5 protein-coding genes and 3 tRNA genes are annotated in these 12,227 nt (G+C 66.7%); 5 read left to right on the top strand and 3 right to left on the bottom strand.

What is annotated here, in order from left to right; all coding sequences use genetic code 11:
- Nucleotides 1-17: 17 nt before the first annotated feature.
- The gene (locus tag ACIA8N_RS03285) at nt 18-329 is read right to left on the bottom strand and encodes a YtxH domain-containing protein (protein WP_365785823.1); all 312 of its coding nucleotides are present in this window, start codon (nt 327-329) and stop codon (nt 18-20) included.
- Nucleotides 330-465: 136 nt separating this feature from the next.
- On the opposite strand from ACIA8N_RS03285, the gene ACIA8N_RS03280 reads away from it, so the two are divergent.
- The 3 genes from ACIA8N_RS03280 (at nt 466) to ACIA8N_RS03270 (ending at nt 858) form a co-directional block, all read left to right on the top strand.
- A tRNA-Asn gene (locus tag ACIA8N_RS03280) sits at nt 466-538 on the top strand.
- A gap of 5 nt (nt 539-543) precedes the next feature.
- Nucleotides 544-616 (top strand) — tRNA-Asn (locus ACIA8N_RS03275).
- 165 nt (nt 617-781) lie between these two features.
- Nucleotides 782-858, top strand: a tRNA-Ile gene (locus ACIA8N_RS03270).
- Between the two features lie 138 nt (nt 859-996).
- Here the strand turns inward: ACIA8N_RS03270 and ACIA8N_RS03265 are convergent.
- Nucleotides 997-1,734: a hypothetical protein gene (locus ACIA8N_RS03265; RefSeq protein WP_365785822.1), complete on the bottom strand. Its 738-nt coding sequence runs from the start codon at nt 1,732-1,734 to the stop codon at nt 997-999.
- A 79-nt stretch (nt 1,735-1,813) separates the two neighbouring features.
- On the opposite strand from ACIA8N_RS03265, the gene ACIA8N_RS03260 reads away from it, so the two are divergent.
- A complete protein-coding gene (locus ACIA8N_RS03260) occupies nt 1,814-2,716 on the top strand; it encodes a LysR family transcriptional regulator (RefSeq protein WP_365785820.1) in 903 nt (300 codons plus the stop codon).
- Between the two features lie 58 nt (nt 2,717-2,774).
- On the opposite strand, the gene ACIA8N_RS03255 is transcribed toward ACIA8N_RS03260, so the two are convergent.
- The gene (locus ACIA8N_RS03255) at nt 2,775-3,215 is read right to left on the bottom strand and encodes an MmpS family transport accessory protein (RefSeq protein WP_365785818.1); all 441 of its coding nucleotides are present in this window, start codon (nt 3,213-3,215) and stop codon (nt 2,775-2,777) included.
- A gap of 328 nt (nt 3,216-3,543) precedes the next feature.
- Between ACIA8N_RS03255 and ACIA8N_RS03250 the strand changes: the two genes are divergently transcribed.
- Entirely contained in the window at nt 3,544-12,192 is an 8,649-nt protein-coding gene (locus ACIA8N_RS03250) for a DNRLRE domain-containing protein (RefSeq protein ID WP_399415556.1), read from the top strand.
- Nucleotides 12,193-12,227 lie beyond the last annotated feature (35 nt).

Below are 12,227 nucleotides of genomic sequence, written 5' to 3'. Positions count from 1 at the left end.
GCCGCACGTGGGGCGGTTCAGGTGTTACTGGTGCCCCACTCGTCGTCCGGGACCTTCCCGTTGCCCATGCTCCGCGCGCGCATCGCGTGAACCTTGTCGGTCACGGACGACGGCAGGCGGTCGCCCATCCTGTCGCCGACGACGTGCACGGCCTTGCCCGCGACCTGGCGCCCGGTCTGGGCGGCGGACTCGGCGGCGTTGCGCACGGCCGGGTTCCGGGAGAGGTCCTTGGCGGACTTCTTCATCTGCTCGTACCGCTCGCGACCGGCACGCGTGCCCAGCACGTAACCGAGGGCGAGTCCCACGACGAACGTCAGCTTGTACCGCACGGCTGCGATCCTTCCCTGGAGGCCCTGGGGATACCGATTGGCGGAGCACCCCCCTGCTTGCGCTAATGTATGTCTCGCAGCGAGCGAGCGCCCTCCCGGTTCAGCCGGACTGGGTACGTTCGGTGCAACGCAGCAATCCCCTGTAGCTCAATTGGCAGAGCAGCCGGCTGTTAACCGGCAGGTTACTGGTTCGAGTCCAGTCGGGGGAGCGCGATCCCCTGTAGCTCAATTGGCAGAGCATTCGGCTGTTAACCGGAGGGTTGCTGGTTCGAGTCCAGCCGGGGGAGCGAGACGGAAGAGGACCCTTCGGGGTCCTTTTTCGCGTCCCAGGGAACCATGCGGGGCGCGCCGGGGTCTTCATGGTCGGCAGAGCCGATCTTCCGGAGCAGGAGATCGTATGAGCGGCTATGCTGCGGCAGACGGCGCGCACACATGTACGCGCCTCACCGATCGGGGCGGTAGCTCAGCCGGTTAGAGCAGCGGACTCATAATCCGTCGGCCGTGGGTTCGAGTCCCACCCGCCCCACCACGCGCCCGTGGTCGCAGGAAGGTTTTTCCCTGCGACTGCGGGCTCTTCCGTGTCCCCGTCCACGGTGCCCCCGCGATGACCTGCGCCACCGCAGCGACACGCCGGGATCACCCGGATGCCTCACGTTTCCGGCGGCCGTCACGAGGCCGGAGCACTGGTCAACGCGGCGACGTGCTCGGCGAATTCCGTACGTTCCCGGGCGGTCAGTGTGGCGTACAGCGGCGCCTGCAGTTCGTCGGTGAGACGCTCGGCGCCCAGCCGGCGGGAGGCCATGGTCGCGGCGACGGGACGTGGCTCTCGCCAGCCGTAGTGGGTCGCCCGCTCGACGCCCAGGTTGACGACCATCGCCTCCCGGGCGCTCAGCCCGCTCAGGCGCACCGCCGTCAGATGGCAGGCGCCACGGTGTTCCCGCAGGACGTGGACGCGCTGCATGGCCGCCCCCACCGGGTCGTCGTCGGGTACGGGCTGCGCGCGCCAGCCGGCGAACAGCGGCAGTCCGTCGGCGTCGGCGGCGTCGATCAGCCGCTGCGCCAGGCGGTTGAAGTGCTCCACGTCGGCGTGGGCGGGGATGTTCGCGCGTCCCCACGTCCGGACGGCCTGTGCGTAGCAGGCGGCGGCTTCCTCCGGCGGCATCACCGGTCGTCCGGCCAGCCAGCCCACGGTGACCAGGTCGGGGCCGAGGAAGCCCTGTACCGCCTGGACCACCGAAGCCGGTGCCTCGCCGAGCACTCCGAACCGGCCGCGGCAGTAGAAGCCGCGCCCCGGGGCGAACCCGGCGCGCAGGCCGACGGCGGCGGTCGCGTCGTCGGACATGAACTCGTCGCCGAAGTCGTGGAGGGGCCGGGCCACCGCGGAGACGCAGTCGAGGATTTCCATGCGCAGAAGGTCGCTCGACTCGACTCAGCAGGTCAAGGGGCGGATTCCTGAGGGGACTCTTTAGGTAATCTATCGAGTCATGCTGGATGCCCGCCGTCTGTACATGCTCAAGACCGTCGCCGCCCGGGGTTCCATCACCGCGGCCGCCCAGTCCCTGGCGCTGTCTCCCGGTGCCGTGTCCCAGCAGCTGGCCGCACTGCGGCACGACGTGGGCGTCGATCTGCTGCGTCCCGACGGGCGAACCGTCGCGCTCACGGAGGCGGGCCGCGTCCTCCTCGATCACGCCGACCGGATCCTCGCCGCCATGGAGGAGGCCGAGTGCGCTGTCGCAGCGGTCAAGGGCACGGTCGGCGCCACCGCCACGCTTGCCGCGTTGCCGTCGACTGTCGCCGGGATCGTGGCCCCCGCGCTGACCGCCCTGGGCTCCCGGCATCCGCAGCTCGCCGTGACCTGTCTCGTCAGCGACCAGGCACAGCTGCGGGAACTGACGCTCGGCACCGTCGATGTGGTGTTGGGCCAGCGCTACCACCACCTGCCGGAGACCCGGCCCACAGGCGTCGAGGTGTCGCCGCTGCTCGACGATCCACTGCTCGTCGTCACCGCCGCCGACGGCTCCGGCGAGCGCCCCGTCGCCCTGCGCGACCTGTCCACGCACCACCTCGTCGTACCGCCGCCGACCACGGACTGCGGACAGGCCGTCCTGCACGCCTGCCGGCAGGCAGGCTTCACACCCACGACGCGGTACGTCACCGCCGACATCGCCGCCCAGCTCGCCCTCGCACGAGCCGGCCTCGCCACCGCCTTCGTCCCCCGGACGGCCATCGACCCGGCCACACCCGGAATTCGCACGGCGCCCATCGAGGATCACCCGATCCTGCGCCTCCTGTTCGCCGCGACCCGTCGCACAGAGACGGCCGACCCGACGACCACGGCTATCGTCGCGGCACTGCGCGCGCAGCGCGACGGAATCGCAGGAGATTGATTTCGGAACGCTTCAGGGTTCCGGGTGAATTGGTTTTCCGGAATTCGGGCGGACGTATTTATTCCTGTGCAGTCTGAGCCTCTGCCGAGCATGTGGCGCGGCCGAATGCGCCCGTGGTGGTGGCGCGCTGGACGTGCTTGTTGCGAACGGCGAGCGTGCAGGACGCCTGTCCGCCCTTGTCGTCGAGGACCACGGTGACGGTCGGGGCCTTGCCCAGGGGTATCTGGACCGACTTGGTCCAGGGGAGCGTGACGCTGTTCTCGACGGTCGCCGTACCCGTCTCGCTCTGGGTGAGATAAGAGATCTCGGCCGTTCCCGTTCCCGTGACCTCGTACTTCACCTCTGCCGTCGGTGCGGCGGAAGGCTTCGACTGCTCGTCGGTGCCGAGGATGCCGTAGCCGACCAGCCCGAAGCAGGCGAGCAGGGTGATGCCCGCGATCAGCAGGCCCCGCCGGTCCGGGGACCCCTCCGTGTTCTCGGGTCCGTTCTCCTCCCGCACCGGGCTTTCCGCAAGTTCATTGGACGACATGAGAGAGCCCGACTTTCGGTTGGTTGGCGCATGAACCGGGTCGTTATACACCACGTCACCGGACGAGTGCGAGCGACCGGAAGAAAAGGGCGAACCGCACCCCTACGGCCATTTATTTGTCCTTTATGTCGTGGGGGTTGCCCGGGTCTCACGAGAGTGTTAGAACGCCTGCTGCAATGCTCGTGATCATGGTTCGCGCCATCTGAGCGATCACTCCGCATTGCTCCAAGCTGGGCGGAGATCTCCGCACCAGCTCGTTCGGCATGCCCATTTCGCGCGCAGCGAAGCGGGTGTGTCGATGCCGAAAGGTATTGAGGTGAAAGTTCCGTACAGGAGATATGTCTCCTGTCTGGTCGTGGCGGCGGTAGCAGGCACGCTGCTGCCGCAGGCCGCCTATGGGGCTCCGCAGGCACCGGAGACGAACGACGACAAGGGCGTCTTCGACACGGTCGCGGGTTGGTTCTCGGACGATGAGGGCGAGACGAAGCCTCCCGCCGACGAGAGCCGGGAACTCCCCAGCCGGCAGAAGCTGCCGGCCGGCAAGGCGGCGGCGAAGCCGAAGCGGGTTGCCGAGCTGACCGGGAAGCGTTCGGCGAACGCCCGTTACTGGATGCTGTCCGACGGGCGGGTGCAGGCCGAGGTGTCGGCCGTCCCGACCGGCTACCTGGCGGGGAAGTTCTGGAAGGACATCGACCCGACGGTCGTCGCCTCCGATGCCCAGGGCTTCGCGTTCTCCAACAAGACGAATGCCGCCCGTAGTTCTTTCGGTACGGATGCCGAGCGGCTGTTGCGGTTCGAGGCCGGCGGTCACACGGTGACCCTGGGTCTGGTGGGTGCGGGGAAGCTCGTTCCGGTTGCCAAGGGTGACACCGTCACGTACAAGGACGCGGTCCGCGGTGCGGATCTGTCGTATGTGGTCGGGCCTGGGCGGGTGAAGGAGAACATCGTCCTGGACGCGAAGCCGTCCGGTCCGGTGTCCTTTACCTTCACCCTTGATGCCGGTGGGCTGACGCCGAAGGCGAGCAAGGACGGTTCCATATCGTTCTTCGGTGAGGGTGCGGATCCGGTCCTGATCATCCCCGCGGCGTTCATGACGGACGCAGGGAAGGACGCGAAGGCTCCTTACGGTTCCGGTTACAGCTCGGCCGTGCGGCAGAAGCTGGCGAAGGCCGGTGGGGGCTGGACGCTGACGGTGACTCCGGACGCGAAGTGGCTTGCGGCGCCTGAGCGGCAGTATCCGGTCACGATCGATCCGACGATCTCGATCGCTCCGACGCCGTCGACGGCGCAGGACGTGATGATCTCGTCGGACGGTCCGACGACGAATTACAAGGACAACTGGCGTCTGTCGGTCGGTAACACCAGCACGGGTGCTTCGCGTGCGCTGTTGCGGTTCCCTGTGGGCGGTATTCCGGCCGGGACGAAGATCGATTCGGCTGATCTGAAGCTGTACTTCGATCAGTTCCATACGACGGGTGACTCCGAGGTCCAGCTGGAGGCGCACCGTGCCACCAGTGCGTGGACCGAGGAGAGCGCGACGTGGAACAGCGCGAGCACGTTCACCGGTGAGCTGTCGGGTACGTCGGTCGTGGTGGACAACGGTGAGGCCGGGCGTACGGCGGCGGTGGGTGCGTGGCCTGCGTCGGGGAACACGGCGTACACGCAGTACGCGGTGAATCAGACGTACATGTACAACAAGGATGCGGTCGCGGGCGACACCTACGCCTGGCAGCCGAGCCTGCCGGAGGACGGCACGTACCAGGTCGAGACGCATTACATTCCGGCGTCCGACCGTGCGGCGAACGCTCCGTACACCGTGACGTATGACGGTGGGTCGAAGGCGTACACGGTCAACCAGCAGGCCGGTACGGGCGGTGTGTGGAAGACGCTCGGTTCGCATCCGTTCAAGGCCGGCACGCTCGGCAAGGTCGTCCTCGGCGACGGACCCGTCACGACCGCCACCTCGGTGATCGCGGACGCCATGCGGTTCACCAAGGGCGGTGTGGTCACCAAGCAGCCCGGCGAGCTGAACGCCTGGCACTCCTTCCCGGTGACCAAGACGGTCCAGCAGTGGATCGACGGCACCTACACCAACAACGGGTTCGTCATCAAGGCCGGTGACGAGTCCGCAGGCGGCCCCAAGGGCGGCCCGCGTTACGAGGGCAGTGAGTTCGGCTACGGCGGCGAAGTCGCCAACTACCCGCGACTCGTCCTCACCTACGGCCGTCAGGGTGTCGACCTCGCGGCTCCGACCACCATTCATGACACGGGTGCCGAGCTGAACTGGTCCGCCTACCAGGACAAGGACCCGGTCGCGACCGGTGACGATCTGGTCGAGTACCAGGTCCACCGCTCCATCAGCCAGACCTTCACCCCGTCGGCCGCGACTCTGGTCGCGCCGGTCGCGCCGGGGACGACGGCGTTCACCGACTCCTCCGCCACGCCGACGAAGGGTGACGACCCCGATCCGTTCGGCCGCGCGTACTACTACATGGTCGCGGTCAAGACGAAGGACGGCCAGGTCGTCGCCGCCCCGACGCAGCTCGTGCGTCTGCCGAAGGCCGGCCGTACGACGAAGGTCCTGGACGCGACGCAGGACACCACCCTGTCCTCCGCCCGCACCACCACCACGCACGACACCATCGACGACGGCGGCCCCAAGAACTGGCTCAGCGTCGGCAACAACTCCGCCACCTACGGCGACACCCGCGCGGTCCTGAAGTTCCCCGCCCTCGGCATCCCCACCACCGCCCGGGTCCTGGACGCCAAGGTACGCCTCTGGTCCACCCAGACCGCCCAGGACACCACGGGTGCGGTCTACGAACTCCGGCCGCTCAGCCGTGACTTCGACGAGGCCGCGGCCACGTGGGTGAAGGCCGACGCCACCACCAACTGGACGGCCGCGGGCGGCGACTTCGGTGCTGTCGCGGGCGACACCGGGGCCAAGACCAACGACCCCGCACGCCACGACTGGAGCGTCACCTCCCTCGCCCAGTCCTGGGTGAGCGCCCCCGCCTCCCAGCAGGGCGTGCTCCTCAAGATGGCCGACGAGGCCGCTTCGCAGGAGCGGACGCTGTTCCTGTCCTCCGAGGGCACCGAGCAGCGGCTGCGTCCGCGCATTGTGGTCACGTACATCGATTCGACGACCGAGTCGACGTACTTCGCGCCGCAGACCCCTGCGCGGATGACGCCGAACACCGACTACACGGTCGACTTCACCCTCACCAACACCACCGCCTCCTCCTGGAACGCGGCCGACCATGTCCTCAGCTACAAGTGGGCCCTGCCCGACGGCACGGACGTGACGACCGGCGGCAACCAGGTGCAGACCGCTCTGCCGTCGACCGTCGCGCCCGGTGACAGCGTCGATCTGCGGGCCGTGGTGAAGACCCCGATCAACTCGGACAACGGCAACAAGCGCACCGACTACGTCCTGACCTGGGACGTCTACAACAAGACCACCGGCACCTGGACGTCCGGCACCTCCGGCATCCCCGGCCTGAAGCAGAACGTGGCCGTGGAGGACCCCACCTCCAACCAGCTCGGTCTCGAAAAGTTCTACGGCTACACCGGCAAGAACACCGGCGCCGGCGCCAGCCTGATGAACAACCTCTCCTCCGGCAACGTGTCCTGGTCGTACAACGCGTTCAACAACCCCGGCCGGGGCCTGAACACGTTCTTCAGGCTGGCCTACAACAGCCTGGACACCTCCGACACCGTCTCCGGTGCGGGCTGGTCCATGCAGGCGTCGGGGCCGATCCGGCTGGGCGCGCCGCTGGAGTTCCACCCGAAGCCGCACCCGACGGAGATCCGCCTCCCGGACGGCGACGGCACCACGCACGTGTTCCGCTGGGACAGCGTGAACAGCGTCTGGAAGGCGCCGGCCGGCGTCCACTACAAGCTGACGGCGAAGGCCGGCCTCGACTGCACGCCGCTGAAGGACCCGATCCCGGACGCCTGGACCATGGCCAGGCCGGACGGCACTCGCTTCCTGTTCGGCTGCGACGGCTACCTGACCTCCACGGTGGACAAGAACGGCAACACCATGCTGTTCACCTACGAGGAGCGGAAGTCCAACAACAAGCCGACCAAGTTCCTGACGTACATCACCGACCCGGCGTCGCGGCAGACGCTGACGGTGGACTACTTCAAGAAGGGCGACGCCTCCTACGAGTACGTCTCGGGCACCGGCACGATCGCCACTGGCTCGAACCTGACCAACTCGAAGATCTACGACCACATCAAGTCGGTCACCGACGTGTCCGGCCGTAAGATCAACTTCTGGTACACCGACAAGGGCCTGCTCGGCCAGTTCACCGACGGCGCGGGCTCCTCGCAGCCGAAGGTGTTCAAGTTCACCTACGACGCCACCCAGGGCAACAAGAACGTCAAGCTGGTTGCGGCCACCGACCCCCGGGGCAACGCCACCAAGCTGGACTACTACGCCCCGCAGGCCGGCGACGACCCGAAGTACCACTGGTGGACCAAGACCATCACGGACCGGCTGAACAGCAACACGACGTTCGCCTACAAGGCGAACGCGACGAATGCGAAGTTCACCGACACCAAGGTCACGGATGCGGAGTCGCACTCCACGGACTACGTCCTGGACGACTTCGGCCGCCAGGTGAAGTCGACCAACGCCAAGTCCGAGTCCATGGACCTGTCCTGGGACGCGGACAACAACGTCATCCTGCAGAGGGAGGCGAACGGCTCCCAGACCACCTGGACGTACGACCCGAAGACCGGCAACCCGCTCACGATGAAGGACGCGGAGGCCAACAAGAACGGCACCGCGGCGACGGTCTACACGTACCAGACCCGTGCGGACGGCTTCTCGGCCGACCTGTCCACCAAGACCAGCCCCGAGGGCCGCAAGTGGCAGTTCGGCTATGACGCCTTCGGCAACCTCAAGACGGTCACCGACCCCAAGGGTGCCGCCACCACCGCGGTGGCCGACGACTACACCACCAAGTACGACTACGACGCCTACGGGCAGTTGACGAAGGCCACCGACGCCAACGGCAACTCCACCGTCAACTCCGACTTCAGCGTCATGGGCTACCCCAGGACGATCACCGACGCGGAGAACCACGCCACCTCGTTCGTCTACGACGAGCGTGGCCAGGTCACCTCGGTGACCGACACGCTGGGCACCACCACCACCCAGACCTACGACGTCTTCAAGCGTCCGCTGGTCAACAGGCTGCCCAAGGACCAGGCGCAGGGGGTGTTCATCACCACTCCGGCCCCGGTGTACGACGCCAACGACAACGTCACCACCAGCACCGCCGCGGACGGCGTGGTGTCCACCGCGGTCTACGACCCCGCGGACCAGGTGACCCAGTCGACCGGCCCGGACAACAACCTGAGCGGTCGCACGACGCGCTACACCTACGACAAGGTCGGCAACCTCAAGACCACGACCGAGCCCAAGGGCGTGGCGACGACCTCCGTCCCGGACGACTACGTCACCACCAACACCTACAACGAGATCTACCAGCTCATGGCGGTGGTGAACGCCCAGGGCGACAAGGTCTCCTACGAGTACGACAACGTCGGCAACGCGGTCACGGTCATCGACCCGAAGAAGAACGCCACCGCCGACACCACCGACTACACCAGCAAGAGCACCTTCGACCTCAACCACCGCGTCACCAAGGTCACCGACGCGGCGGGCAAGTTCACCACCAACACGTACGACAAGGACTCCCTGGTCGTCGAGACCACCGACAAGGAAGGCAACAAGTCGCAGGTCGTCTACGACGAGCGCGGCAAGGTCGTCGAGCAGAAGGTTCCCTATGAGGGCACCACGGTCCGGTCGACCAAGTACGAGTACGACCAGATGGGCAACACCACCAAGGTGATCACTCCGCGCGGCGCCGCCACCGCGGCCGTGGACGACTTCACCAGCCGCACCGAGTACGACAAGCTCAACCGCCCGGTCAAGCGGTTCCAGCCCTACGACCCGGCGGACACGCGCTACAACGACCCCAACGTCTACACCCAGACGACCTACGACGCGGTCGGCCGCCCCGCGCGCGTCTCCGCGCCGCCGTCGGCGGGTCAGACGGTCCGCAACGACACCGACTACACCTACTTCGACAACGGCTGGACCAAGACGTCCACCGACCCGTGGGACATCGTCACCTCCTACGGCTACAACCAGACCGGCCAGCAGGTCTCGCGCACCCTCACCTCCGCCGGCGGGTCCAGCTCGCGGACCCAGGGCTGGGCGTACTACCCCGACGGCAGCCTCCAGGCCCGCTCCGACGACGGCGTGCCGGTCGGTGCCCACGTGGTGGTGGCGGACAACTCCGACACCCAGACCGTCTCGGCGACCGGCACCTGGGCCACGGCTTCGGCCACCGGCCAGCAGGGCTACGACCACCGCACCCACGCGGCGGGCGCGTCGACGGACACCTTCACCTGGACCCTGAACGTCCCGCAGGACGGCAGCTACACCGCCTACGCGAAGTACCCGACGACCTCGGGCGCCTCCACGGCAGCGAAGTACACCGTCACCCACGGCAGCGGCACCACGGACAAGGCGGTCAACCAGACCACCGGTGGCGGCACCTGGGTCTCGCTGGGCGCGTTCACCTTCAAGCAGGGGAACACGTCCAAGATCACCCTGGCGACCGACGCCTCCGGCAAGGTCGTCGCCGACGCCGTGAAGATCGTCCGTACCGTCACCGAGACGGACAACGAGAAGAAGAACTTCACCTACTCGTACGACCTCAACGGCAACCTCACCTCGATCGGGGACACCTCCTCGGGTGCCGAGGTCGACACGTACTCGATGACCTACACCGGCCTCAACCAGGTCCAGAAGGTCAGCGAATCCCTGTCCGGCGTCGAGAAGAAGGCCACGTCGTTCACCTACGACGCCAACGGCCAGAAGCAGACGACGACCCACCCGGACCAGTACGCGCAGTACATCTACGACCTGCGTGAGCTGGTCACGACGGTGAAGGTCGGCAAGTCCGCGTCGGACGCCTCGCCGAAGACCACCGGCTACACCTACACCGACCGCGGCCTGCGGCTGAAGGAGACCAAGGCCAACGGCAACACGGTCGACTACACCTACTACCTCAACGCGGCGCTGAAGAGCCAGAGCGAGAAGAAGCCCAACGGGATCCTGGTCTCCTCGCACACCTACACCTACGACGCCAACGGCAACCAGGCGCAGGACGTCGCGTCCAAGATGAACGCCGACAACCACGGCGCGTATCTGAACTCCACCACGAACTACACCTACGACCCGGTCAACCGGCTGTCCCAGTCCGTGAAGACGGGCACCGGCGCGGGCACCGAGACCTACGTCCACGACAACAACGCCAACGTCGTGACCCAGACGATCAAGAACGTCACGACCAACTACACCTACGACCGCAACCGGCTCCTCAGCTCGAGCATCGGCGCCGCGAGCAACAGCTACAACTACGACCCGTACGGCCGGCTGGACACGGTCGTCGCGGCCGGCAAGGTGGCCGAGGACAGGGACTACGACGGCTTCGACCACGTGGTCAGGAACGCCAAGCTGCAGGCCGACGGCGTCACGACGAAGACGACCACCTACGTCTTCGACCCCCTGGACCGCACGGCGTCCAAGACGGAGGGCGGCAAGACCACCGACTTCAACTACCTCGGTACCTCCAGTGAGGTTCTCAACGAGGCCGTCGCCGGTGAGATCACCAAGTCCTACCAGTACAGCCCGTGGGGCGAACGGCTGACGCAGCTGAAGCGCAACACCGACGGTTCCGAGGAGCTCGGCGTCTACGGCTACAACGGCCACACCGACGTCGAAACCCTCACCGACTCCACCGGTGACACCAAGTCCACCTACGGCTACACCGCCTACGGCACCAACAACGACGCCGAGTTCACCGGCGTCGACAAGCCCGACACGGCCCAGCCCGACAAGGAGGCGTACAACCCCTACCGCTTCAACGGCAAGCGCTGGGACTCCGCCACCGGCACCTACGACATGGGCTTCCGTGACTACAGCCCCGGCCTGAACCGCTTCACCAGCCGGGACATGTACAACGGCGCCCTGTCCGACATGCGCCTGGGATCGGATCCCTTCACGGGGAACCGCTACGCCTTCACCGGCGGCAACCCGATCAGCGGCATCGAGATCGACGGGCACAACTGGTGCGAAGGGGGCTCGTTCTGCCCCTGGGACGACAACTTCGCCTCCGCCTGGGTCGGCACCGTCACGACGGTCGCCGACACGCTTGCCGCGCCCGTTCTCGCCGCGGAGCCGATCCTTCGGGACCAGTGCCCTTCGTGCTTCGGAACCGCCGGTAATCCCAATGGAGTGGATCTGGGATTCGAATGGGTCTCGGGCGAAGGACCCAAGCAACGGGACTTCGGTGGAAACGACGCCTTCACTCAGACGCTCATGGACCACTATCATGTCCAGCGCGTCCGGGAGATCGCGGCCGACAACATCAACAGCGGAAACTACAACCTGGGTGCGAATGTCGCCCAGACGTGGAACGAAGACGCGAAGATGATGGAGAACAACGGGCTGAACCACTCGTTGAACTCCAAGACCGTCTTCATGGACTTCACGTCGAACATGTCCGCGGCGTTCCTGGGTTCCTACAACATGGACTACACCGTCAAGTCCATCGACAAGGAGGCGGGGACGGCGACCATTCAGTTCCACGTGCACAACAACAGCACCATGAACTCCGGATCGCACATCGCCCCGGAGCTCGGTGGGTACAGCGATTGGTGGAGCGAAAACATCGCCGCCCCGCTCAACGACTATTACAGTACGGGGCGTTTCAGCAAGCAGGAGCAGGACATCACGTGGACGGAGACGGTCGATCTCAACGACCCCGCGGCTCCGTCGCAGTCGTCGTCATCGTCGTCGGGGGACTCGGGGGGTGGCTTCCTGGACAGCGTGACAAGTTGGCTGGGCAGCCTCTTCTGACGACAGGCTGACGTGTTCACTCCCACCGGTCCGCC

It is taken from the genome of Streptomyces sp. NPDC051822 (genome assembly GCF_044452745.1).
In the GTDB taxonomy this organism is placed as follows: domain Bacteria; phylum Actinomycetota; class Actinomycetes; order Streptomycetales; family Streptomycetaceae; genus Streptomyces.
Note: the sequence above shows the minus strand (reverse complement) of the source record. Positions and strands in the feature narration are given on the sequence as shown.

What these genes read in the sequence shown, in the direction of transcription:
- ACIA8N_RS03265 (WP_365785822.1), bottom strand. Translation starts at nt 1,734, where the DNA reads ATGGAAATCCTCGACTGCGTCTCCGCGGTGGCCCGGCCCCTCCACGAC.
- ACIA8N_RS03260 (WP_365785820.1), top strand. Translation starts at nt 1,814, where the DNA reads ATGCTGGATGCCCGCCGTCTGTACATGCTCAAGACCGTCGCCGCCCGG.
- ACIA8N_RS03250 (WP_399415556.1), top strand. Translation starts at nt 3,544, where the DNA reads ATGCCGAAAGGTATTGAGGTGAAAGTTCCGTACAGGAGATATGTCTCC.